At 71.7% G+C, this 23,813-nt stretch carries 22 protein-coding genes; 17 read left to right on the forward strand and 5 right to left on the reverse strand.

Going from position 1 to position 23,813, the window contains the following annotated elements:
- Positions 1 to 6 precede the first annotated feature (6 nt).
- The 5 genes from rpsI to ABD256_RS06755 all read left to right on the forward strand — a co-directional run bounded on the left by rpsI (position 7) and on the right by ABD256_RS06755 (position 5,235).
- Positions 7 to 483, forward strand: a complete 477-nt coding sequence (rpsI, locus tag ABD256_RS06735) for a 30S ribosomal protein S9 (RefSeq protein ID WP_344414606.1) — start codon at positions 7 to 9, stop codon at positions 481 to 483.
- A gap of 194 nt (positions 484 to 677) precedes the next feature.
- Entirely contained in the window at positions 678 to 2,012 is a 1,335-nt protein-coding gene (glmM, locus tag ABD256_RS06740; RefSeq protein ID WP_344414608.1) for a phosphoglucosamine mutase, read from the forward strand.
- Between the two features lie 184 nt (positions 2,013 to 2,196).
- Positions 2,197 to 2,610, forward strand: a complete 414-nt coding sequence (locus ABD256_RS06745; protein WP_344414611.1) for a hypothetical protein — start codon at positions 2,197 to 2,199, stop codon at positions 2,608 to 2,610.
- A gap of 18 nt (positions 2,611 to 2,628) precedes the next feature.
- The gene (locus tag ABD256_RS06750; RefSeq protein WP_344414613.1) at positions 2,629 to 2,952 is read left to right on the forward strand and encodes a hypothetical protein; all 324 of its coding nucleotides are present in this window, start codon (positions 2,629 to 2,631) and stop codon (positions 2,950 to 2,952) included.
- Between the two features lie 3 nt (positions 2,953 to 2,955).
- The gene (locus tag ABD256_RS06755; protein WP_344414615.1) at positions 2,956 to 5,235 is read left to right on the forward strand and encodes a collagen-like domain-containing protein; all 2,280 of its coding nucleotides are present in this window, start codon (positions 2,956 to 2,958) and stop codon (positions 5,233 to 5,235) included.
- Positions 5,236 to 5,295: 60 nt separating this feature from the next.
- Here ABD256_RS06755 and ABD256_RS06760 read toward each other — a convergent pair whose 3' ends face one another.
- On the reverse strand, positions 5,296 to 6,111 hold the full coding sequence (locus ABD256_RS06760; protein WP_344414617.1) for a dienelactone hydrolase family protein: 816 nt from the start codon (positions 6,109 to 6,111) through the stop codon (positions 5,296 to 5,298).
- Between the two features lie 140 nt (positions 6,112 to 6,251).
- Here ABD256_RS06760 and glmS point away from each other — a divergent pair, with 140 nt between their 5' ends.
- From glmS to tsaE, 9 genes are all read left to right on the forward strand, one after another.
- Positions 6,252 to 8,114 (forward strand): glutamine--fructose-6-phosphate transaminase (isomerizing), encoded by a 1,863-nt coding sequence (gene glmS, locus ABD256_RS06765; protein ID WP_344414619.1) that lies wholly within the window; start codon positions 6,252 to 6,254, stop codon positions 8,112 to 8,114.
- A 12-nt stretch (positions 8,115 to 8,126) separates the two neighbouring features.
- A complete protein-coding gene (locus tag ABD256_RS06770; protein ID WP_344414621.1) occupies positions 8,127 to 9,581 on the forward strand; it encodes an NAD(P)H-hydrate dehydratase in 1,455 nt (484 codons plus the stop codon).
- A gap of 211 nt (positions 9,582 to 9,792) precedes the next feature.
- Positions 9,793 to 10,827, forward strand: coding sequence for an NAD(P)-dependent alcohol dehydrogenase (locus tag ABD256_RS06775; protein ID WP_344414878.1), 1,035 nt, complete (start codon positions 9,793 to 9,795; stop codon positions 10,825 to 10,827).
- A complete protein-coding gene (locus ABD256_RS06780; RefSeq protein ID WP_344414623.1) occupies positions 10,820 to 11,653 on the forward strand; it encodes a DeoR/GlpR family DNA-binding transcription regulator in 834 nt (277 codons plus the stop codon). The genes ABD256_RS06775 and ABD256_RS06780 overlap by 8 nt, the downstream gene beginning before the upstream one ends.
- Positions 11,637 to 13,076, forward strand: coding sequence for a xylulokinase (gene xylB / locus ABD256_RS06785; RefSeq protein WP_344414625.1), 1,440 nt, complete (start codon positions 11,637 to 11,639; stop codon positions 13,074 to 13,076). Before ABD256_RS06780 ends, xylB begins: the two co-directional genes overlap by 17 nt.
- 3 nt (positions 13,077 to 13,079) lie before the next feature.
- On the forward strand, positions 13,080 to 14,168 hold the full coding sequence (locus ABD256_RS06790) for an ABC transporter ATP-binding protein (protein WP_344414627.1): 1,089 nt from the start codon (positions 13,080 to 13,082) through the stop codon (positions 14,166 to 14,168).
- Between the two features lie 66 nt (positions 14,169 to 14,234).
- A complete protein-coding gene (gene alr / locus ABD256_RS06795) occupies positions 14,235 to 15,353 on the forward strand; it encodes an alanine racemase (RefSeq protein ID WP_344414629.1) in 1,119 nt (372 codons plus the stop codon).
- 11 nt (positions 15,354 to 15,364) lie between these two features.
- Entirely contained in the window at positions 15,365 to 16,447 is a 1,083-nt protein-coding gene (locus tag ABD256_RS06800) for an alpha/beta fold hydrolase (RefSeq protein WP_344414881.1), read from the forward strand.
- On the forward strand, positions 16,444 to 16,908 hold the full coding sequence (gene tsaE, locus ABD256_RS06805) for a tRNA (adenosine(37)-N6)-threonylcarbamoyltransferase complex ATPase subunit type 1 TsaE (protein ID WP_425546392.1): 465 nt from the start codon (positions 16,444 to 16,446) through the stop codon (positions 16,906 to 16,908). Before ABD256_RS06800 ends, tsaE begins: the two co-directional genes overlap by 4 nt.
- Positions 16,909 to 17,011: 103 nt before the next feature.
- Here the strand turns inward: tsaE and ABD256_RS06810 are convergent, their stop codons facing one another.
- From ABD256_RS06810 to ABD256_RS06820, 3 genes are all read right to left on the reverse strand, one after another.
- Positions 17,012 to 18,328, reverse strand: a complete 1,317-nt coding sequence (locus ABD256_RS06810) for a carboxyl transferase domain-containing protein (RefSeq protein WP_344414633.1) — start codon at positions 18,326 to 18,328, stop codon at positions 17,012 to 17,014.
- Positions 18,321 to 19,754 (reverse strand): acyl-CoA synthetase, encoded by a 1,434-nt coding sequence (locus ABD256_RS06815; protein WP_344414635.1) that lies wholly within the window; start codon positions 19,752 to 19,754, stop codon positions 18,321 to 18,323. Before ABD256_RS06815 ends, ABD256_RS06810 begins: the two co-directional genes overlap by 8 nt.
- A 132-nt stretch (positions 19,755 to 19,886) precedes the next feature.
- Positions 19,887 to 20,267 carry a hypothetical protein gene (locus ABD256_RS06820; protein ID WP_344414637.1) on the reverse strand — a complete coding sequence of 127 codons (381 nt, stop codon included), beginning with the start codon at positions 20,265 to 20,267 and terminating at the stop codon, positions 19,887 to 19,889.
- A 143-nt stretch (positions 20,268 to 20,410) separates the two neighbouring features.
- Here ABD256_RS06820 and tsaB point away from each other — a divergent pair, with 143 nt between their 5' ends.
- Genes tsaB through tsaD form a run of 3 tightly spaced genes read left to right on the forward strand, consistent with a single transcriptional unit; the run spans position 20,411 to position 22,580 of the window.
- Positions 20,411 to 21,064, forward strand: coding sequence for a tRNA (adenosine(37)-N6)-threonylcarbamoyltransferase complex dimerization subunit type 1 TsaB (gene tsaB / locus ABD256_RS06825; RefSeq protein ID WP_344414639.1), 654 nt, complete (start codon positions 20,411 to 20,413; stop codon positions 21,062 to 21,064).
- Entirely contained in the window at positions 21,061 to 21,534 is a 474-nt protein-coding gene (rimI, locus tag ABD256_RS06830) for a ribosomal protein S18-alanine N-acetyltransferase (protein ID WP_344414641.1), read from the forward strand. Before tsaB ends, rimI begins: the two co-directional genes overlap by 4 nt.
- Positions 21,534 to 22,580 (forward strand): tRNA (adenosine(37)-N6)-threonylcarbamoyltransferase complex transferase subunit TsaD, encoded by a 1,047-nt coding sequence (gene tsaD, locus ABD256_RS06835; RefSeq protein WP_344414643.1) that lies wholly within the window; start codon positions 21,534 to 21,536, stop codon positions 22,578 to 22,580. The genes rimI and tsaD overlap by 1 nt, the downstream gene beginning before the upstream one ends.
- On the opposite strand, the gene wecB is transcribed toward tsaD, so the two are convergent.
- Positions 22,572 to 23,726, reverse strand: coding sequence for a non-hydrolyzing UDP-N-acetylglucosamine 2-epimerase (wecB, locus tag ABD256_RS06840; protein WP_344414645.1), 1,155 nt, complete (start codon positions 23,724 to 23,726; stop codon positions 22,572 to 22,574). The genes tsaD and wecB overlap by 9 nt on opposite strands.
- Between the last annotated feature and the right edge of the window lie 87 nt (positions 23,727 to 23,813).

Below are 23,813 nucleotides of genomic sequence, written 5' to 3' on the forward strand. Positions count from 1 at the left end.
CAGTCTGTGACCAGCACCGAGACCGACGCCGTCGAGACGACCGAGGCCGTCGTGACCAGCGAGACCCCGGAGGCTCCCAAGCCGTCGCGGGCCGCCGGTGGCGCGGCCCAGACCGTCGGCCGGCGCAAGGAGGCCGTCGTTCGCGTGCGGCTCGTCCCCGGTACCGGCGAGTTCAAGCTCAACGGCAAGAGCCTTGAGCAGTACTTCCCGAACAAGGTGCACCAGCAGCTCATCCGTGAGCCGCTGGTGACCGTCGAGAAGCCCGAGTCGTTCGACATCTTCGGCAACCTGCACGGTGGCGGCATCTCCGGTCAGGCAGGCGCGCTGCGCCTCGCGATCGCGCGTGCGCTCGTCGAGGTCGACGCGGACGACCGTCCCGCGCTGAAGAAGGCCGGCTTCCTCACCCGTGACGCGCGCGCCACGGAGCGGAAGAAGTACGGCCTCAAGAAGGCCCGTAAGGCCCCGCAGTACAGCAAGCGCTGATCACCTGCCGGTAGGCAACCTCGGGAGCGCTCATCCGTCATTCGGGTGGGCGCTCTCGTGCTTTCCGCCCCCTGCTGCCCGCCGGCGACGTTTAGCCCGCTAAAGGCACGCCGGGACGGCCCGGCAGCAGGGGCGCCGGGTGGGGTGGCACCGGGGTCGCTAGGTTGTTCGGGTTGCTCGTTCAAGGAGGATCGATGGCTCGCCTGTTCGGCACCGACGGAGTACGTGGCCTCGCCAACGGTGAACTCACGCCGGAGCTGGCCCTGTCGGTCGCGGCCAGCGCGGCGCGCGTGCTCGCCGCCCACGACCGTTCCCACCGGCCGATCGCGGTCGTCGGCAGGGATCCCCGTGCGAGCGGTGAGATGCTCGAGGCGGCCGTCGTCGCCGGGCTCGCGTCCGCCGGGGCCGACGTGCTCCGGGTAGGCGTTCAGCCGACCCCCGCCGTCGCCTACCTCGTCGGCGCGCTCGAAGCCGATCTCGGCGTGATGATCTCGGCGTCCCACAACCCGATGCCCGACAACGGGATCAAGCTCTTCGCCGCGGGCGGGCACAAGCTCCCCGACGGGATCGAGGACGAGATCGAAGCCGGCCTGAAGTCGGATGCCGTCCGCCCCACCGGTGCGCAGGTGGGGCGCGTGTCCGACGTGCCGGACGCCGTCGACCGCTACGTGGCGCACCTGCTGGACGCGCTGCCGAACCAGCTCGCCGGGATCCGCGTGGTTGTCGACTGCGCGAACGGCGCCGCCTCGGTCGCCGCCCCGGAGGTGTACCGCAAGGCGGGCGCCGAGGTGATCGCGGTGCACGCCGATCCGGACGGCATCAACATCAACGACGAGTGCGGGTCCACGCATCTGGAGCAGTTGCAGGCGAAGGTCCTCGAACACCGCGCCGATCTCGGCATCGCCCACGACGGCGACGCCGACCGCTGCCTGGCTGTCGACGCGAACGGCGACGTGGTCGACGGCGACCAGATCCTGGCGGTCCTCGCGCTCGGCATGGCGGAGACGGGTGAGCTCACCGACGGGACCCTGGTCGCCACGGTGATGAGCAACCTGGGACTCCACCTCGCGATGCGCGAGCACGGCGTGTCGCTGAAGACGACCAGCGTCGGCGACCGGTACGTGCTCGAAGAGCTTCGGGCTGGCGGGTACGCCCTCGGTGGCGAGCAGTCCGGTCACGTGGTCCTGCCCGCCTACGCCACCACTGGCGACGGCCTGCTCACCGCGCTGCGCCTGATGGGCCGGATGGCGGCCACGCAGAAGCCCCTCGCCGACCTGGCGGGGGTCATGCGGCGTCTTCCGCAGGTCCTGGTCAACGTCCGCGTCGCGGACAAGGCCGCCGTCGCGGGTTCGACAGCGGTGCGGGAGGCCGTGGACGCGGTCGAGGCCGAGCTGGGCCAGGAAGGCCGTGTCCTGCTCCGCCCCTCCGGCACCGAACAGCTCGTCCGGGTGATGGTCGAGGCACCGGCGCACGACACCGCGCAGTCCGCGGCCGATCGGCTCGCCGGAGTGGTCTCCGCCGTGCATTGACCCTGGTCAGGGCCCGCTACCCGTTTGGTTACGCAAACAGCCGAACCGGCTGCGTGTGCTGCACCCCCTGGGTACATTCTCTGTGCATAAGCGATGGCACCACCGCGGTGTTCCGTGCGTCGAAGCCCTGACGTCGCCGAACACCGCGGGTGTCTCCGGCGTGGAGAGCGAACTAGGGGAGATCATGGACAGCACGGGTCAGGTGCATCCGGCTTTCGAACGGGCTTTGGCGAAGTTCGACGAGGTCGAAGCGCAGTACCGGGCCGACCGTGAAAGAGTGCTCGAGGACGCCGAAGCCAGGCAGCGGGAACTCGACAAGATCTCCGCCCAGCGCGAACGAGTCGCGGCCGAGAACGCGAATCTTCCGAAGAAGGCCGAGCAGAAGCCCGCCGAGCGGCCCGCTGAGCCCACCGACAATCCGTGGCCGGTGCACCGGTCGAAGCGTGGCAAGGCCGGCCGGTCCACGACACCGGAAACCACCGAGCGCACGCCTGCCCCTCGCCGGGGTTCGTGGTCGGATGACGCCGAGTCGAAGGGCGGCCGTCGCCGGGTGTCGGATGATGACTACTTCTCCAGCACCGACTGGTTCGGGAACTGACAAAAGGGGGTTGGACAGATGCCTGACGGCTTCAAGATCGATGGTGAACAGGTCAAGAAGGTCGCCGACGACATCGCGGCGCTGGCCACGTCGGTGGACCAGATGAAGACCTACACCCAGGGTGCGCCCGCAATCGAAAAGGGCCACTTCGGGCTGGTGGCCGGGCAGTCCGAGCACGCGGCGGCCTATTTGGACAAGGTCGCCCAGCTGGCCGAATCACTGGGGAAGGCCACCGGATTCCTGAACGACTTCTCGGTGCGGTTGCACCAGTCGGAGAAGCTGACCTCGGAACGCGACGCCGAGAATGCCTGGAAGGCCTCGAACGCGGGAAAGGGGCAGTAAGCCATGGCTTCCGGACAAGCGGCCGACGGTGTCTTCGCGGCGCTCACGGATCCGTCGGGACCCAATTTTTCCGAGAACTCGGCCCAGATGCTCGAGGCGCTCAGGCCGCTGAACGACGCGCTGGGTCTCGAAGGTCTCGTGGAGATGTACGCGAACTGGACGAACAATCCCAGCCGCGATTTGCACATGACCTTCGAACCGCCGCTGGGCGACGGTGTCGAAGGGACTGACGACAGCGGTGGCAGCGCGGGTGGACGCCGTCGCCTCGACGAGTTGATGAACTTCGGTATCGGCGCGTTCTGGTCCGCGGGAACCAGGTCCTCGAACCTGGGCAAGGCCGCCGCCGCGTTGCAGGCGGCGAACAAGACGGCCAAGGACACGTTGCACAACGCCTGGCACGGCAAGGCGGCCGACACCGCCACCGGCAGGCTCGACGAGTTCGACAAGGCCGTCGGCGAATACGCGGGTGTGGTCAACGGTTTCGGCCAGGCGCTGAACAAGTTGTGGAGCGCGGTCCGGCCGCCGATGGTGGACCTGTGCAACATGCCGACCAAGGGCGCGGCCGCGAGGATAATCGCGAAGCGCTGGGGTGATGAATACACCGGTGGCCAGAACATGTTTCTCGCCAACCTCAAACGCGCTTGTGACTGGGGGCGCGACAATTCGACCTTCGGCGCGAATTCCGAGGTCGCCGAAGAGCAGAGCAGCTCCACGGGGGCGATCAACCCGCAGGACATCAGGATGATGTCCATCGACATCGACGAAGGCATGTACTCGAAGTGGACGAACGAGTTCTGTCTCGAAATGGACGAATTCGCGGCGCTCTACAGCGATGCCCTCAAGGAATACCGCAACCAGATCAACGCGACCTATGACGCGGTGTTCAACGCGTTGCGCGCGTTCAACGAATGCCTGGACGCGCCCACCGACCCGTTCGCGAAGTTCCAGGTCGGCGGGCAGTCGAAGCCACCGGGCCCCGGCCCCGGCCCCGGCCCTGGACCAGGTCCCGGGCCCGGGCCCGGTCCAGGACCTGGCCCCGGGCCGGGTCCGGACACCAAGCCGCAGAGCGCATCCTTCCCGCCGCCGGGTGAGCAGCCGAAGCCGCCGGAGGTGCCTGATCCGGGGAAGAACCCGGTCACCGGGCAGCCGCTCGAAATCGACCCGTCGACTGGCCAGCCGTACCCGATCGACCCGAAGACCGGGCAGCCGATCAAGGACGCCGATCCGCCGGAAACCATGACCGTCAAGCACGGCGACGACACCATCTCGATGTCGGAGCCGGACCGGGACGGCAAGATGGACATCAAGGTCGACGACGGCCACGGGCACAACAAGGACTACAAGCTCGACTGGGGCGACGACGACAAGAGGGCGTCCGACGTGGGCAAGCCCGGCGGGCCGGTGGCGACCGTGCCGCTCGCGCCGACGGACAAGAGCGGCTTCGGGCCGCAGGGCGCCCCGGATGGCCAGCCCGGCCCTGACGGGTCCTACAAACCGGGGCCGGACGGCAAGATCCACATCCAGGACGGCAACCTGAAGATCACCGCCGAGCGCCCGCAGGGCCCCGACGGCCCGACCGTCGTGACCGTCGACGACGGGGCCGGCACCCCGACCACCTACCAGCTCGGTGAGGACGGCAAGGGTGGTCCCGCCTCGTACGGCCTCACGGACCAGCCGGGTGGCACGCACCCGGCACCAGGTCAGGACGGGGCGGCGGGTGGCCCCGGCGGCAATGACCGGTTCGACGCGCCGGGCGGTGTCCACGTCGAAGGCGGTCCGGACGCGGCAGCCGCCGACGCGGGCGCGCAGCACACGCAGCCGTCCGATCTCGGAGCGTTCGAGGGCTCGGGCGGTGGTGACGACGGTGGCGGTGCTCCCGGCGCCGGTGGTGGCGTCAGCGCGGGCGGCGGCGACTCGCTCGGTGCCGGCGGCGGCGACGCTTCCGTGCAACTCGGGCAGGGCGCGATGACGAGTTCGGGTGCGCCGCAGGCGGCTCCCGGCGGTGCGGGCGTCGGCGTCGCACCCGGTGGCGCCGACCCGCACGCGGCGATGGCGGCCGCGTCGGGAGGCGGCCCGCAGGGTGCCGGTGGCGGTGCCGGGGCGGGCGGCATGGGCATGATGGGGGGCATGGGCGGCATGGCCGGTGGTGGCCAGGGCGGTGATCAGGAGCGCAGCTCCAGCCCGTACCGCGTGGACGGCGGCCTGTTCGAGAACACCGAGGGCGGGGTCAAGATCAGCGGCTCGATCGGCGACGAGGACCGCTCGATCAGTTTCGACCGGTGAGCCGCTGAAGTGCGTTTAGCGGGCTAAACGTCGCCGGTGGGCTGGGTCGGCGGCCCCGGCTCACCCGGCGACCGGTGACTCGTCCAGGTCGACGGCTGCCTTCTTCACGTCGGCCTCGAGCAGGGGTTCGTACTGGTTCGTGCCGGTGAGGTGGGTCAGGAAGAACGCGGTGAACAGGGCCCGCACGAGGCGCTGCGTGCCGCGATGGGGCTTGCCGTGCAGGAGCAGCTGGCTCCAGTGCCTGCCCTCGGTGACCGCGAGGTGGGACGACTTCGCGAGCGTGCGGAGCTGGACCGGGCCGCCCCAGGCCTTCGCGATCGCCTCGACGTGCCCGATTCGGGGCGCCACGAGATCTTCCTCGGCGGCGAGGTGCAGACCGGGCGCGGTGATGCGGCGCGCGGCCTCCGTCGCGGACGGGAAGGTCTGCGCCGCCGCGTAGGTGGCGATCGCGCGGATCTTCGGCGCGCTGTCCGTGGCCGCGGCGAGCACGGCGGCACCCGCACCTGTGGAATGGCCCGCGATGCCCAGCTTCTCGCGGTCCACGCTGATGCCGTCGGGGCCGAGCCGGACTCCGGTGACGAGGTCGAGCGTGCTGCGCAGGTCCGAGGCGAAGATCCGGTGCGACGGCAGCGGCCCGCGCTGGGTCGCGGGCGCGGCCGCGACGATGCCCCAGCTCGCCAGGTGGCTCAGGAGGTCGCGGTAGCGGCCGGGCGGCTGGAGCCAGCCGTGGCCGAACGCGACCGCGGGGAGCCCGAGCCCGGCGCGCGGGGTGAACACGACGCCCGGGAGCCCGATGAGCGCGAGGTTGCCTCGCAGCACTTCGTGGGGGCCGGGGTGGGACAGCTCGTCGAGCAGCTCCTTGGGCTTGCTGGCCATGCGCGTGACCTTACTGCGCCACTGGCCGCCGAGCCCGCCGACTGCCCGCCCGCGACGTTTAGCGGGCTAAACGTCGCGGGCGGGGGCCCGGGGCAAGTGCCGGGCGAGGGAGACCCAGGTCTCTCGTTACGCTGGTGGGCGTGTGCGGAATCGTGGGATATGTCGGTCATCGCCAGGCGCTCGACGTCGTGCTGGGCGGCCTTCGGCGGATGGAGTACCGGGGATACGACTCGGCCGGTGTCGCCGTGCTGGACGGCGAGGGTGCGCTGACGGTCGGCCGCAAGGCGGGCAGGCTCGCGAACCTGGAGGCCGAGCTCGACTCGACGGGGCGCGCGGGCTTCGCGGGCACGGCCGGGATGGGCCACACCCGCTGGGCGACGCACGGTGCGCCGGTCGACCGGAACTCCCATCCGCACCAGGACGCCTCCGGCAGGGTCGCGGTCGTGCACAACGGCATCATCGAGAACTTCGCCGCGCTGCGGGCCGAGCTCGAGGCCGACGGCGTGGAGATGGCCAGCGACACCGACACCGAGACCACCGCGCACCTGATCGCCAAGGCCTACGCCGACGGCGACACGGCGGGCGACCTGCCCGCCAGCGTGCGCGTCGTGTGCCGCCGTCTCGAAGGCGCGTTCACGCTGGTCGTCACGCACGCCGACGAGCCGGACACGATCGTCGCCGCGCGCCGCTCGTCGCCGCTGGTGGTGGGCGTCGGCGAGGGGGAGACCTTCGTCGCCTCCGATGTCGCGGCGTTCATCGAGCACACCCGCGAAGCGGTGGAACTCGGCCAGGACCAGCTCGTGGTGATCACGCGCGACGGGTACGAGGTGCGCGACTTCTCCGGCGAACCCGCGCAGGCGAAGCCGTTCACGGTGGACTGGGACCTCTCGGCCGCCGAGAAGGGCGGCCACGAGTACTTCATGCTGAAGGAGATCGAAGAGCAGCCCGAGGCGTTGACGAACACGCTGCGCGGGCACTTCGAGTCCGGCCGGATCATCCTCGACGAGCAGCGGATCTCCGATCAGGACCTGCGCGACGTCGACAAGGTCTTCGTGGTCGCGTGCGGTTCGGCCTACCACTCGGGGCTGGTCGCGAAGTACGCGATCGAGCACTGGTGCCGGCTGCCCGTCGAGGTCGAGCTGGCCAGCGAGTTCCGCTACCGCGACCCGGTGCTCGACCGCGACACGCTCGTCGTCGCCGTCTCGCAGTCCGGGGAAACCGCGGACACGCTGGAAGCCGTCCGCCACGCGCGCGAGCAGAAGGCCAGGGTGCTGGCGGTCTGCAACACGAACGGCGCCCAGATCCCGCGTGAGTCGGACGCCGTGCTCTACACCCACGCCGGCCCCGAGATCGGTGTCGCGTCCACGAAGGCGTTCCTCGCGCAGATCGCGGCGAACTACCTCGTCGGCCTCGCGCTGGCGCAGGCGAGGGGCACGAAGTACCCGGACGAGGTCGCCAGGGAGTTCGCCGAGCTCGAGGCGATGCCCGCCGCGGTGCAGAAGGTGCTGTCCACTGTGGACCAGGTGCGCGACCTCGGCCGGAAGATCGCCGAGTCGAAGGCGGTGCTGTTCCTCGGCAGGCACGTCGGCTTCCCGGTCGCGCTCGAGGGGGCGCTGAAGCTGAAGGAACTCGCCTACATGCACGCCGAGGGTTTCGCGGCTGGCGAGCTCAAGCACGGCCCGATCGCCTTGATCGAGGACGGCTTGCCGGTCGTGGTCGTGATGCCGTCGCCGAAGGGGCGTGCGGTGCTGCACGCGAAGCTCGTGTCGAACATCAGCGAGATCCAGGCCCGCGGCGCGCGCACCATCGTGATCGCCGAGGAAGGCGACGAGACGGTGCGCCCGTTCGCCGACGAGCTGGTCGAAATCCCGGCCGTGCCGACGTTGCTGCAGCCGCTGGTGTCGACCGTGCCGCTGCAGGTGCTGGCCGCCGAGATCGCGCGCACCCGCGGTTACGACGTCGACAAGCCGCGTAACCTGGCGAAGTCGGTCACGGTCGAGTAACGGAGGCGCCGCGTGCACGGGATCTGGACGACGGATCGGATTCGCGCGGCGGAGGACCGGCTGCTCGCGATCACGCCCGACGGCGCGCTGATGCGGAAAGCCGCGTTCGGAGTGTCGGTGGTCGCGGCGAGGATGCTGGCCGACCACACCGGGGCCGTGGCGGGGCGTTCGGTGGTGCTGCTCGTGGGTGCCGGGAACAACGGCGGCGACGCGTTGTGGGCCGGTGCTTTCCTGCGCAAGCGCAGCGCCGGCGTGACGGCCGTGCTGCTGAACCCGGAGCGCGCTCATGCCGAAGGGCTGGCCGCGTTGCGACGCGCGGGTGGTCGTGTCGTCGAGGCCGCGGAAGGCCCTCGGTGGATCGAGCGCGCGGATCTGGTGATCGACGGCATCGTCGGGCTTTCCGCGCGCGGTTCGCTCCGCCCGGACGCGGCGGCGCTGGTGCGCCGTGTCGTGGCGCCCGTGCTCGCGATCGACCTGCCGAGCGGCGTCGATCCCGACACCGGAGCCGTCGAGGGAGACGCCGTGCGGGCGTCGTGCACGGTGACCTTCGGCGCGCGCAAACCCGTGCACGCGCTGAATCCGGCGTGGTGTGGCGACGTCGAACTCGTCGACATCGGGTTGCTCCCGGAACTCGGTGATCCGGACTTGGTGCGCCTGGACGTCGGCGATGTCGCGGCCGCTTGGCCGGTTCCGGGACCTGACGACGACAAGTACAGCCAGGGCGTCGTCGGTATCGCGGCGGGCTCGGCGACGTACCCGGGTGCCGCGGTGCTCGCGACCGGTGCGGCCGCGCTGGCGACGTCGGGGATGGTCCGGTACGCGGGCAGTGCCGCCGACCTGGTGCGGGCGCGCTGGCCGGAGGTGATCGCGACCGGCTCGGTGACCGACGCGGGCCGGGTGCAGGCATGGGTCGTCGGGCCGGGGATCGGTACCGGGGGTGAAGGGCGCTCGACGCTGGAAACGGTGCTGGGCGCCGGGGTTCCGGTGTGCGCCGATGCCGACGCGACGACGTTGATCGCGCGCGTGCCCGAGGTGCTGGACGCGCGCGATCCGGGAACGCCGCTGGTGCTGACCCCGCACGCGGGGGAGTTCGCGCGGCTCATGGGGGACAAGCCGGGCGCCGACCGGGTCGAAGCGGCGCGCGCGGCGGCGAAGAAGTACGACGCGGTGGTCCTGCTCAAGGGGCACTGCACGGTGGTCGCCGAGCCGGGCGGGCGCGCGCTGGTGAACACCCCGCGCGGCTCGTGGCCGGCGACGGCCGGATCCGGTGACGTGCTCTCGGGGCTCGTCGGCTCGCTGCTCGCCGTCGGCCTCGATCCGTGGCTCGCGGCGGGCGCGGCCGCGTACGTGCACTCGGTGGCAGGCGAGATCGCGTCGCGGGGCGCGCCGGTGCCCGCCTCGGCGCTGGTGGATGCCATCCCGGACGCCCTGCGCTCCGTCCGCTCGCTGGCCCCTCGGGACGTTTAGCCCGCTGACTGCAGGTCGGGGCGGGGCTGAGCGGGGCCTCCCGCCTGCTGCCACCTGGCCGGGTCCCGCGACGTTTAGCCCGCTAAACGTCCCCCGCAGTTGAGCCGTGAGAATGAAGTTAACTAGTTATGTGTTAGGAATGGGGTCGATTTCTGGTAGGAAGGTCCCGGCGGCTCGGGACGGATGGTGGGAGTGGTGACCGGTGAGCGAGATCCCCGAAGCGATGAAGGTGTCCGTGCTGAACGGGATCCACGAGGTGGTGACGGAGGAGCGCGCGGTGCCCGAGCCCGGCCCGCGCGAGGTGCTGATCAGGGTGGGCGCCGTCGGCACCTGCGGCAGCGACGTGCACTACTACGAGCACGGCCGGATCGGGGACCACGTGGTCCGCGCGCCGCTCGTGCTGGGGCACGAACCGAGCGGCGTCGTCGTCGCGCGCGGTGCCGAAGCGCGGACGCTCGACATCGGCACGCGAGTGGCGATCGAGCCCGGCGTCCCGTGTTCGGTGTGCGCGCAGTGCAAGGCGGGCCGCTACAACCTCTGCCCGGACATGCGCTTCTTCGGCACGCCGCCGATCGACGGCGCGTTCTGCGAGTACGTCGTGCTGCGGGAGGACTTCGCGCACCCGGTGCCCGATTCGATCAGCGACGAGGCCGCGGGCCTGCTGGAGCCGTTGTCGGTCGGCGTGTGGGCGTGCCGCAAGGGCGGTGTCGGTCCCGGCAGCCGCGTGCTGATCACCGGCGCGGGCCCGATCGGGCTGGTCGCGGCGCAGACCGCGCGCGCGTTCGGCGCGAGCGAGGTCGTGGTGACGGACGTGAACGCGCAGCGGCTCGCGGTGGCGAGCGAACTGGGGGCCACCGGCACGGTCGACGTGTCGGCGCAAACGCTTGCCGACAGCGGGTTCGAGCCGGACGTGCTGCTCGAATGCTCCGGGGTGCCCGCGGCCGCCGGGCAGGGCATCCGCCAGGTCGGGCGCGCGGGCAGGGTGGTGCTGGTCGGCATGGGCGGTGACGAGATCCCGCTGCCGCTCGCGCACGTGCAGTCCTGCGAGCTGGAACTGACCGGCACCTTCCGGTACGCGAACACCTGGCCGACCGCGATCGCGCTCGCGGGCACCGGCGAGATCCTGCTGGACCGGCTGATCACGCACCGGTTCGGGCTCGACGAGGTGGAGCGCGCGCTCACCGTCGCCGCGCGGGACCCCGCGGTGATCAAACCCGTGGTGCTGCCCCAGGTCGCCCGTGCCTAGGACACGGCCGTCCGACGCGGAGGTGGAACAGCGCCGCCAGGACGTGCTCGGGCACGTGATCGAGCGCGGCGAGGTGCGGATCGACGATCTCACCGAGCGGTTCGGCGTCAGCCTCATGACCATGCACCGCGATCTCGACGAGCTCGCGGACCGCAGGCTGCTCCGGAAGCTGCGCGGGCGCGTCGCGGCGTATCCCGCGCTGACCATGGAAACCGCGAAACGGTTCCGGGAAGGGCTGAACCTCCGCGAAAAGGAAGCGCTGTGCGCACTGGCCGCGGCCGAGGTCCGGCCGGGGCAGACGGTGCTGATGGACGATTCGACGACGCTGTTCCCGCTCGCGAGGCGCCTCGCGGAGCTGGAGCGGCTCGTGGTGATCACCAACTCGCTGGAGATCGCCAGGATCGCGGGCCCCGCGGAGGCGGTCGAAGTGATCCTTCTCGGTGGCCGGTACACCGAGTTCGATTCCTGCATCGGGCCGGACACACTCGCCGCGCTCGGGAAGCTCCGCGCGGACATCGGGTTCGTCTCCGCGACGGCGGCGGCCGCGGGCCGCTTCTACCACCCGGTGCGCGAATACGGCGAACTGAAGGAAGCCGTGCTCAAGGCGGCCAACCGGAACGTGCTGCTGGCGGACCATTCGAAATTCGGGAAGACCGCCACCTTCGCGCACGGTGACGCGGGCGATTACGACGTGGTGATCACCGATGACATGACACCCCCGGAAGAGGTGGAGGCGATGCGCGGTTTCGGCGCAACTGTCCTAGTCGCAACTCTCGACAAACATGTCCAGACCAACGAAGCTCGGGACCATGAACGGGACGGCTGACGGCGCGCGGCTCGTCGCAGGCGTCGATTCCTCGACCCAGTCGACCAAGATCGTGGTGTGCGAAGCCGCCACCGGCCGGGTCGTCCGCACCGGCAGAGCCGCCCACCCCGACACCACCGAGGTCGATCCGTCGGTCTGGTGGCGCGCTTTCACCGAGGCGTCCGGCGGTTTGCTCGACGGGGTCGAAGCGATCGGGATCGGCGGCCAGCAGCACGGGATGGTCGCGCTCGACGAGTCCGGCGAACCGGTGCGCCCGGCGTTGCTGTGGAACGACACGCGTTCGGCGAAGGCCGCCACGGACCTCGCCGGTGAACTGGGCGGTCCGCGCTCGTGGGCGAAGACGGTCGGTTCGGTGCCCGTAGCCAGTTTCACCGTCACGAAGCTGCGGTGGATGGCGGAGCACGAGCCCGCGCTGGCGGATCGCGTCGCGCGCGTCCTGCTGCCGCACGACTGGCTGACCTGGCGCCTGCTCGGCGGCGAACCGGTGACCGATCGCGGCGACGCCTCCGGCACCGGCTACTTTTCGCCCGCGGAAGGCACCTACCGCACCGACGTCCTCGCGCACGCCTTCGGCGGCCGCACACCGGCACTGCCCAGGGTGCTGGGCCCCGCGGAAGCCGCGGGGCGCACCGCCGACGGCGTGCTGGTCTCCGCGGGCACGGGCGACAACATGGCCGCCGCGCTCGCACTGGACCTGGGCCCGGGTGACGTCGTCGTTTCGCTCGGCACCAGCGGCGCGGTGTTCGGCGTGAGCGAGGCGGCGCCCGCCGATCCGACCGGGACGGTCGCCGGGTTCGCCGACGCCACCGGGCGGTTCCTGCCGCTGGCCTGCACCCTGAACGCGGCGCGCGTGCTCACCGCGACCGCGGCGATGCTGGACGTCGGGCTGGACGAGCTGGACCGGCTCGCGCTCGCCGCGGAACCGGGTGCGGGCGGTCTCACCCTGCTGCCCTACCTGGACGGTGAGCGGACGCCGAACCTGCCCGGGGCGAGCGGTACGCTGCTGGGCTTGCGACGCACGAACATGACGCCGGAAAACCTGGCACGCGCGGCCGTCGAAGGCATGCTGTGCGGGCTCGCGGCCGGGATGGACGCGGTCGCCGAGCACAGCGGGACCGTGCGGCGGGTGCTGCTGATCGGCGGCGCGGCGCAGTCGGCGAGCGTGCGCGCGGTGGCCCCGCTGGTGTTCGGGGTGCCCGTCGTAGTGCCGGAGCCCGGCGAGTACGTGGCGCTCGGCGCCGCACGGCAGGCAGCCTGGGCGCTGAGCGGCGGCCAGGAACCGCCGCGATGGCGCGGCGGCGAACCCGTCGAACTGGGCGCTCCTTCTGCCGGCGGGCTCGAAGCGGGGCGCCGCCTTCGTCTGTCGCATTCGGACGCACGAGAACTCGTACACGGTGTTTCTTCAGGCTCAGGAGAGGACTGACGGATGGCGACGATCACCTACGACAAGGCATCGCGGCGCTACCCCGGCGCGGAGCGGCCCGCGGTCGACGCGCTCGATCTGGAAATCGCCGACGGCGAGTTCCTGGTGCTGGTCGGGCCTTCGGGGTGTGGGAAGTCGACGAGCCTGCGGATGCTCGCCGGGCTCGAGGACATCGACGACGGTGCCGTGTGGATCGGCGACCGTGACGTGACCGAGCTGCCGCCGCGCTCGCGCGACATCGCGATGGTCTTCCAGAACTACGCGCTCTACCCGCACATGACCGTCGGCGAGAACATGGGCTTCGCGCTGAAGATCGCGGGCAAGCCGAAGGACGAGATCAAGCGCAAGGTCGCCGACGCGGCGAAGCTGCTGGACATCGAGGACTTCCTCGACCGCAAGCCGAAAGCGCTTTCCGGCGGTCAGCGCCAGCGGGTCGCGATGGGCCGCGCGATCGTCCGCGAGCCGCAGGTGTTCCTGATGGACGAACCACTGTCCAACCTGGACGCGAAGCTGCGGGTGTCCACTCGCACCCAGATCGCCGCGTTGCAGCGCAGGCTCGGCGTCACCACCGTGTACGTCACGCACGACCAGGTCGAGGCCATGACGATGGGCGACCGCGTCGCCGTGCTCTCCGACGGCCTGCTCCAGCAGTGCGACTCGCCGCGCGCGCTGTACGAACGCCCCGCAAACGTGTTCGTGGCCGGGTTCATCGGCTCGCCCGCGATGAACCTCGCGCCCGCGCGCCTGACCGAAGGCGGCGCGCTGCTCTCGGGGACGACCGTGCCGCTTTCGCGCGAGCTGATCGCCGCGGCGGACGGGGACACGGTGACGCTGGGCTTCCGCCCCGAGTCGCTCGAACGCGCCGATGGACCTGGCGAAGGCATCTCGGTGACGGTCGATCTGGTGGAAGAGCTGGGCTCGGACGCGTTCTGCTACGGCAAGCTCACCGACGACACCGATGCGGCGGACACCACGATCGTGGCCAGGGTGGACCCGCGCACGACGCCCGCCATGGGGGACACGCTGCACCTGCGGATCCGGCCCGACGAGCTGCACGTCTTCTCCGCCACCACCGGGCAGCGCCTGCCGTAGCGAACCTCACCCTCACCGGAGCCGCCGCGCGCGTGCTCCGGTGAGCGTGGGAAAATCGGAGCCGTTATGGCTTCCGATCCCGTACGCGCCGAAGCGGTCATCGACCTGGGCGCGATCAGGCACAACGTCGCGCTGCTCGCCGGACGCGCGGGTGGCGCGGCGACCATGGTGGTGGTGAAGGCCGACGGCTACGGCCACGGTGCGGTCCCGATCGCGAGGGCCGCGGTGGAGGCGGGCGCGAGCTGGCTCGGCGCCTGCTCGGTCGCCGAGGCCGTCGCATTGCGCGAGGCCGGGATCACCGCGCGGCTGTTCAGCTGGCTCGACTTGCCCGGCACGGACTTCGCGCCCGGCCTCGAAGCCGGGGTGGACCTCGCGGTCAGTTCGAGGGCGGAACTCGCGGCCGTCGCCGACGCGGCGGCCCGCACCGGCGTCCGCGCCGAGGTGCACCTGAAGATCGACACCGGGCTGTCGCGCAACGGGTGCCCGCCCTCCGAATGGCAGGCGCTGGTCAAGGACGCCGCCGCCGAGCCGGGTGTGCGCGTGGCCGCGATCTGGTCGCACCTCGCCCGCGCCGACGAGCCGGGGCACCCGTCGATCGACCTGCAGGCGGCGCGTTTCCAGGCCGCGTACGACATCGCGCGCGACGCGGGACTGGACCCGTTGCGCCACCTCGCGAATTCGGCGGCCACGTTGACCAGGCCGGACCTGCACTTCGACCTCGTGCGCCCCGGTATCGCCACCTACGGGCTGAACCCGGTGCCACAGCGGGAAGATCTCCGCCCCGCGATGACGTTCCGCTCGTCGGTCGTGCTGACCAAGCGGATCGCCGCCGGCGAGTCCGTCTCCTATGGACACACCTGGACCGCGGCGAAGGACACCACGCTCGCGCTCGTCCCGGCCGGCTACGCCGACGGGGTGCCGCGCGCGCTGTCCGGGCGGATGGAGGTGTGGCTCGGCGGGAAGCGGCGGCCGGTGGCCGGGCGGGTGTGCATGGACCAGTTCGCGGTGGACTGTGGTGACGACGAACCCGAGATCGGCGCCGAAGTGGTGCTGTTCGGCGACGGTGCGTCGGGCGGGCCGACGGCGCGCGAATGGGCGGACACGCTCGGCACGATCGACTACGAGATCGTCACCGGGATGTACCGGCCGAGGGTGGCGCGCCGGTACGCCGGGGAGACGGGCTAGTGGACCGCAGGCTGCTGACCATCGCCGGCACGGTGACGGCGGTGGTCACCGGCGCGGCCGCGGCGGGGATCGCGATCGCGACCACGCAGCAGCGGCGCAACGGCGAGGATCCGCTGGCGGACGAGGAACTCGGCGACCTCTCGCCGGTGCGAACGTCCACTGTGGCCGCTGACGACGGCACGCCGCTTGCAGTGTCCGAAGTGGACTCCGAGGACGGCGAGCCGGAGCTGACCGTGATCGGGGTGCACGGGTTCGCGCTTTCCCAGCGCTGCTGGTACTTCCAGCGGCGGGCGCTCGGCTCGTTGAGCCTGCCGACGGTGCGGCAGGTCTACTACGACCATCGCGGGCACGGGCTTTCCGGCGCCGCGAACCAGGAAACCAGCACCATCGAACAGCTCGCGCGCGATCTCGACGCGGTGATCCGCGCGGTCGCGCCATCGGGGCCGATCGTCCTCTTGGGACATTCGATGGGCGGCATGGTGCTGATGGAGCTCGCGGAGTTCAACCCGGAGCTGTTCGCCGACCGGGTGCTCGGCGTCGCGTTCATCGCCACCGCGGCCGGGGAGGTCGGTGGCACCGGGCTTTCGCGATCGCTGCTGTCGAAGTACAACCCGCTGACGCGGGGCGTCGGCGGCCTCGCCGGGTGGCAGCCGGGGCTCGTCGAGTTCGTGCGCGCCGCGGGCGGGCAGCTGACCAGGCAGGCGGTGCGGCGGCTCGCGTTCGGCGATCGCGACGTCAGCCCGAGGCTGGTCGACTTCATGCTCGAGATGCTCGCCGTGACCCCGGTGCGGGGGCTGGTGAACTTCATCGACACGCTCGGCAGCCACAACCGGTACGCCGCGCTGGCCGGGCTGAAGCACGCGCACGTGCTGGTCGTCGGCGGGGATTCCGACCGGATCACGCCCTACGCGCACGCGGAGCGCATCGCGGCCGAACTGCCGGACGCCGAGCTGGTGCGGGTGCGCGGCGGCGGGCACATGGTGCAGCTCGAACAGCCGGACCTGGTGAACAGCCACCTGATCGACCTGGTGCAGCACTGCCTCGGGGTCGACGGTGCGGAAGGCAGGCGGCGGAACTGGTGGTGGAAACGGTGACGGTGGAACTGCGGACGCCGGAGGACACGGTGGCGTTCGGGGAACGGCTGGGCGCCTCGCTCGCCGCGGGTGACCTGGTGCTGCTCGCCGGGCCGCTCGGTGCCGGGAAGACCGTGCTGGCACGCGGCGTCGCGGCGGGGCTCGGCGTGGCGGGCCGGGTCAGCTCGCCGACCTTCGTGATCGCGCGCGTGCACCCCCCTGGCGCACGCGGCGTCGGGCTCGTCCACGTCGACGCGTACCGGCTCGGCGGCGATCTGGCCCAGCTCGACGACCTCGACCTCGACTCGGATCTCGAACGGTCCGCCGTCGTCGTCGAATGGGGCGAAGGCGCCGCGGACCGGCTCTCCGCCGACCACCTCGTGATCCGGCTGGAGCGGCGGCCCGACGACGTACGGGTGGCCACCCTGGAGCCCCACGGCACCTGGACCACCCGGCTGCCCGGCCTGCGGTTAGCGGGCTGAACGCAGTCCTTCGACGCGTCGAAGGACCCGGCCGAAGCGCGGCTACCCGGGGAAGCCGTACGAACGGACCGTTCGTGTGCCCAGGGACCCCCCGAATTCAACGTTACCGCGAGGGGCCGACGATTCCGGTGGCGACGCCGAGGTCGACGACGTCCTGGGGCCGCAGGCGGAGCTGGTCCGCGGTGGCGGGCACCTGGTCGTCGTCGCGTTTGAGGATGGCCGCCGCGGCTTCGGGCGAGGTGACCGAGAAGTAGCTGTCGGGTGCCATCCAGGTCCGGCCCGGTGCGGCGAACGCGAGCGCCCCGCCCGAGCCGCCTTCGCCGGCCACGAGCGTCGTGATCGGCACCCTCGCGGCGCCGACGGCCGCGAACATTTCGGCGATCGCGGGCCCGGCCCCCGCGTGCTCGGCCCCGGGTCCGTTCGCCGCACCCGGGGTGTCGACGAGGGTGAGCACCGGGATTCCGAGCTTGTCGGCGAGCCGGACGAGCCGCGCCGCCGTGCGAAACCCGGCGGGCGTGGTCGCCGTGCCCCGTTGCGCCGCGTACGCGATCGTGCGCCCGCCACGCGAGCCGAAACCGCACCGCACGCCGGGATCGACGCCGCCGCACCGGTCGCCGCTGATGTCCTCGCACCAGTCGAAGTAGGCGGCGAGGTAGTCATCGGCGTGGGGCCGCTCCGGCGCGCGTGACCGCAGCACCGATTCCCATCCCGTCGACGGCGGCTCTTCATCGCCCAACGCGTGCGGTGGTTCCGGCGCTTCGGGAAACGGCCTGGTCAGCAAGGCCAGCCAGCGGCCGAGCGAGCCGGGGAGATCGCTGACGATCTGGTCCACCTGGCCGGACGAATGGTGCCCTTCGGCGGTGTAGGCGGTGGCGTCGCCGTCCGGCCGCACCCGCGACCCGGCGAATCCGATCTGCGCGCCGGGCAGCGCCAGCGTCACGTCCGCGGCACCGCCGAGCGTGGCCCACCCGCCGCCGGTCGTCGGATTCCGCAGCACCGCGACGTGCGGCAGCCCGGCACGCGCCACCAGCGCCAGCTGGCCCGCGATGCGCTGCAGCTGCGACAGCGCGCGCATGCCTTCCTGCATCCGGCTGCCGCCCGTCGCGATCAGCGACACCACCGGGGTGCCGAGTTCTCGGGCCTTCGTGAACGCCAGCTCCAGCCGGTCGCCGGTGCGCGCGCCGAGCGAGCCGCCGAGGAAGGCGAACTCGAACACGATCAGCGTCGCGGTGACACCGCCGATCTCGCCCGTCCCGCACAGCACCGATTCCCGCTCACCGGAGGAGTCCACCGCCCGCTCCCGTGATTCCCCGTACCCGCGCCAGCCGATCGGTCCGTCCACATCGGACGGACCGGTGGCGACGCTGAACTCGTCGAACCGGTTGGTGAGCGCGCCGATCAGGTCGCGCGCTTCACCCATCGAGCGCTCGTTTCAGCACCTTGCCCATGTCGTTGCGCGGCAACGCGTCGAGGTACCGCACGACCCGCGGCCGCTTGTGCGGTGTGAGCAGACGCGCGACGTGGTCGGCGAGCTCCTGCTCGCTCGGGCGCTCGCCGTCCGGCACGATCCACGCCACCACCCGCTCGCCGAGATCGGGATCCGGTTCGCCGGTCACCGCGGCCTCGGCCACGCCGGGATGCTCGAGCAGGGCGTTCTCGATCTCACCGGCGCCGATCTTGTAGCCGCCGCTCTTGATCAGGTCCGTCGCCTTGCGGCCGACGATCTTGAGGTACCCGTCCGCGTCCCGCGTCGCCATGTCGCCGGTGCGGAACCAGCCGTCGGCGAACGCCTCCGCCGTCGCGTCCGGCCGGTTCAAGTACTCGGTGAACAGGTTCACGCCGCGGACCTGGATCTCGCCCACCGATTCGCCGTCCGAACCTTCGAGCACCGCGCCGGACTCGTCGACCAGCCGCACCTCCACCCCTGGCAGTGGCACGCCGACCGTGCCGGGCCTGCGCTCGCCGTCCACCCGGACGCTGGTGTTCATCAGCGTCTCGGTCATGCCGTACCGCTCGACGACCTGCTGCCCGGTGGCCGCGGTGATCCGCTCGTGGTCGTGCACGGGCAGCGCCGCCGACCCGGACACGAGCAGGCGGGCACCGCGCAGCGCCGCCGCCAGCTCGGGCTTCGCGCCCGCTTCCTCCGCGATGCGGTGGTACATCGTCGGCACGCCGAACAGCATGGTGCCGCCGCTCGCCAGCGCCGCCGCGACGCCGTCGGTGCTGAACCTGCCGAGGTGCCGCACCGTGCCGCCGCGGCGCAGCGGTCCCAGGATGCCGAGGATCAGTCCGTGCACGTGGAACAGCGGCAGGCCGTGCACGAGCACGTCGCCGGAGGTCCACGCCCAGGCTTCCCGCAGCGCGTCGAGGGTCTTGGCGACCGCGCGCCGCGGGAGCACCACGCCCTTGGGCGGGCCGGTGGTGCCCGAGGTGTAGACGATCAGCGCGGGTGCTTCGGCGTCCGGCTCGGGGAGCGGCTCGACCGGATCGCCGGTCAGCTCGACGTCGATCCGGGGCAGCTCGGCGAGCGGGCCGGGCAGCGCCGCACCGGGTTCGGCGAGCACCAGTGCCGGCTCGCTGTCCCCGATGATGTGCCCCAGCTCGCGCTCGCCGATCTTCGGGTTCACCGGGACCGCCGGTGTGCCCGCGAGCAGCGCCGCCACGACGGCCACGCTCGTTTCGATCGTCGGCGTCGCCCATACCGCGACCCGGCCGGCGCCTTCGAGACGACGCGCGAGCGTGCCCGCGACCGCGGCCAGCTCCGGATAGGTCAGGCCGCGGCCGCCGAAGCGGAGCGCTTCCTTCGTCGGCGGTGTGACCAGCGCGGGGAACAGGTGCTCGGGCACTCGGCGGCCTCCTCGTCCTCGGATGGGCCCCTACGGCCCCGATGACCATGATGGCGGCCGAGGCGGGCGCCGAGCAGCCCGAGTGCGCATCCCCACTGGCCCGCCCGCGACGTTTAGCCCGCTAAACGCAGCTCAGGGCGTCACCGTCAGATCGACGCCGCCCGCGTTGCCGCCCCCGCAGCGCTGGCCGACGTGGTAGACGCCGGGTGCGACGTCCGCCCTGACCACGGTCGAGCCCTTCAGCCCGCCGTCGGCCTCGTCGTGGAACGGCACGACGCCCCCATTGCCCTGGTACGGGCCGTCGTCGCCGGTGGGGGAGAAGGCCTCCGAACCGACGAAGTTGAGCCCCTCGCCGTCGCTGCACCTCGCGACGACGCGCACGGTGTCGCCGGTGGTGACCGTCGTCCGGTCGAGGTGCAGGTAGGTTCCCCCGTCGGCGGACGCGACGCCGGAACCCGCGGCGGCGATGCCTGCCACGGAAAGGGCGACGAATGCGGTGCGAACGATGTTCATGATCAGACCCCTTCCTTCGAACAGCGATTAGTTACCAAGTGGCGACTTATCGCCTTGGTTTGCCAGACTTTCACTAAGGAAGACGCGCCGGACCCGGACGGGTTGCGTGCCGGGAGCCGAAACGCCGGTCGTAGGCTCGTAACGTGCTTGTTCTCGCCATCGACACCTCCACCCCCGCGGTCACCGCGGGCGTCGCGACCGTGACCGACGAGGGGATCACCGTGCTCGGCGAGCGGATCACCCACGACGCCAGGGCGCACGGCGAACTGCTCACCCCGCACGCGCTCGAAGCCGTCGTCGCGGCCGGGGCGACGCTGCGCGACCTCGACGCGATCGCCTGCGGGGTCGGCCCCGGCCCGTTCACCGGCCTGCGCGCGGGCATCACCACCGCCGCGACGCTGGCCGACGCGCTCGGCATCCCCGCGCACCCCGTCTGCGGTCTCGACGCCATCGCTGCCGACGTGACGCCGGGCGAACCGTTCCTCGTCGCCACCGACGCGCGCAGGCGCGAGGTGTACTGGGCCGCCTACGACGCGAAGGGCGCGCGGATCGACGGCCCGCACGTCCAGCCGCCCGCCGAACTGCCCGGTGCCGGACTCGCGGCGGGCGACGGCGCACGGCAGTACTCGCTCGGCGCGCGGACGATCGAGCCCTTCTTCCCTTCGCCACGGGGCCTTGCCGCCGCCGCGCGCGCCGCCCTGCTGTCCACAGTGGACCCGGAGCCGCTGGTGCCGCTGTACCTCCGCCGTCCCGACGCCACCGAGCCCGGTGCGCGCAAGAGGGTGAGTGCCTCGTGAAGCTGGAGGCCATGCGGCGCGCCGACATCCGCGCCTGCGTGCAGATCGAAAAAGTGCTCTTCGCAGGCGACGATCCGTGGAGCGCGTATGCGTTCCACTCCGAACTGGACATGGGCGGCTACTACCTCGTGGTGCGGACCGACCACGGTGAAGTGGCCGGGTACGGGGGCCTCGCCGTGGTAGGCGGGCCGGGGGAGTACGAAGCCAGCGTGCACACGCTCGGCGTCCTGCCGCAGTACCAAGGGAACGGCTACGGCTCCGCGCTGTTGCGCGCCCTGCTCGACCGCGCCGATTCGCTCGACGCCCCGGTTTTCCTCGAAGTCCGCACGGACAACGAAACCGCGCTCGCGCTCTACGCGCGCTACGGGTTCAGCCGGATCGGCTTGCGCAAACGCTACTACCAGCCCTCGGGCGCGGACGCGTACACGATGGCGCGCCCCGCGCGGTCCGCCCAGGAGGTGAACGGCTGATGCCCAGGATCGTGATGGGGATCGAGAGCTCGTGCGACGAAACCGGGGTCGGCCTGGTCCGCCTGCACGACGACGGCTCGGTCGAACTGCTCGCCGACGCGGTGGCGTCCAGTGTGGACCAGCACGCGCGGTTCGGCGGCGTGGTGCCCGAGGTCGCCAGCAGGGCGCACCTGGAGGCGATGGTGCCGACGGTGCACCGCGCGTTCGCGGACGCGAGCCTGAAACTGTCCGATGTGGACGCCATCGCGGTGACTGCGGGGCCGGGGCTCGCCGGTGCGCTGCTCGTCGGCGTGTCCGCGGCGAAGGCGTACTCGGCGGCATTGGACGTTCCGCTCTACGGCGTGAACCACCTCGCCGGGCACATCGCGGTCGACACCCTGCAGCACGGGCCGCTGCCAACCCCGTGTCTCGCGCTGCTCGTTTCGGGCGGTCATACGCAACTGCTGCGAGTGGACGACATCGCGTCCTCGATCACCGAACTCGGGTCCACTGTGGACGATGCGGCCGGTGAGGCGTACGACAAGGTGGCCAGGCTGATCGACCTGCCCTACCCCGGTGGCCCGCCGATCGACAAGGCCGCCGCCGACGGCGATCCCGCCGCGATCGCGTTCCCCCGGGGCATGACCGGCCCGCGCGACGCGAAGTTCGACTTTTCCTTCTCCGGCTTGAAGACCGCGGTCGCGCGCTGGGTCGAGGCCGCCGAACGCCGTGGCGAGCCGATCCCGGTCGCGGACGTCGCGGCCTCCTTCCAGGAGGCCGTCGCGGACGTGCTCACCGCGAAGGCGGTCCGGGCCGCGAAGGAGTCCGGAATCGGCACACTCGTGATTTCCGGTGGTGTCGCGGCGAATTCACGGCTCTCCGCACTCGCCGCGCAGCGCTGCGCGGATGCCGGTATCGAACTGCGCGTGCCACGGCCACGGCTGTGCACCGACAACGGCGCGATGATCGCCGCGCTCGGTGCGCACGTCGTCGCCGCGGATCGCCCAGCGTCCTCTTTGGACATTTCGGCGAACCCGGCGTTGCCGGTCGGCACCGTGTCAGTCTGAGAGTGCTGCCTTCGCGAGTAGCGGTTCGGGTAGGCAGAGGAGGCTTTCGATGGCGGTGACGGCTCGCGCGGACGCTTTGCCGTCGCCGTAGGGGTTTTCGACGCCACTGGCGCTGATTTCGCCGGAGAGCACGCGGGCCGCGGTGGTGAGGATGCGGTCGGTGTCGGTGCCGACGAGCCAGGCGCAGCCCGCATCGACGGCTTCGGCTCGTTCGGTGACTTCGCGCAGGATCAGCACCGGGGTACCGAAGGTCGGGGCTTCTTCCTGGATGCCGCCGGAGTCGGTGAGCACGAGTTCGGCGAGCCGGAGCGCGCGCACGAGATCGGGGTAGTCCAGCGGATCGGTGAGGGTCACGCGGCCGAGGTCGCCGAGCGCGGCCCGGACCTGGGCGCGGACGTCGGGGTTGGGGTGGACGGGGAACAGCACGTGCACGTCGGGGTGTGCTGCCACGAGTTCGCGGACGGCGTCGAGGATGCGCCGGAGCGGCTCGCCCCAGGACTCCCGGCGGTGCGAGGTCACCAGGACCATGCGCTTGGCCCCTTCGCCGATTTCCATTTCCAGCAGCGCGAGCGCGGTGTCGCGGGCGGGGAGATCGCGCGCCGCGACCGCCCGCACCGCGTCGACGACGGTGTTGCCGGTGACCGTGATCCGCTCGGCGGGAATGCCCTCGGCGCGCAGTGCGGCCGCGGCGGGTTCGGTCGGCGCGAGGTGCAGGGTGGCGACCCGCGCGGCCATCTGCCGGGTGCCCTCTTCGGGGAACGGCGCCGCGAGATCGTGCGTGCGCAGGCCCGCTTCGAGGTGCACGACGGGAATTCCGCGCCAGTACGCGGCGAGCGCGCCCGCCAGCACGGTCGCGGTGTCGCCCTGGAGCACGAGCGCGCCGGGGCGGTGGCGGGTGAGCGTTTCGTCGAGTGCGGGCAGCAGGCCCGCGAACAGTTCGGCCTGCGACCCGCGCACGCGCGGCGGCACGTCGAGCCAGAGGTCGACGCCGAGGCCGAACGAGGACAGCGCCTGTTCGACCATCCGCTCGTGCTGGCCGCTGTGCACGAGGACGGGCCGGAACACGGGGTGCTCGGCCAAGGCCAGCGCGAGCGGGGCGAGTTTGACCGCTTCCGGGCGCGTCCCGGCGAGCAACATGACATCCACGGGTGGGGACTCCTCTGGGACGGCGGACATGCTTTCAGCGTCCTCGGAACGGGACACGGCGTTGGTCGTGTGACCGGCGGACGGCAC

This window comes from Amycolatopsis minnesotensis (genome assembly GCF_039529815.1).
Lineage (GTDB): Bacteria > Actinomycetota > Actinomycetes > Mycobacteriales > Pseudonocardiaceae > Amycolatopsis > Amycolatopsis minnesotensis.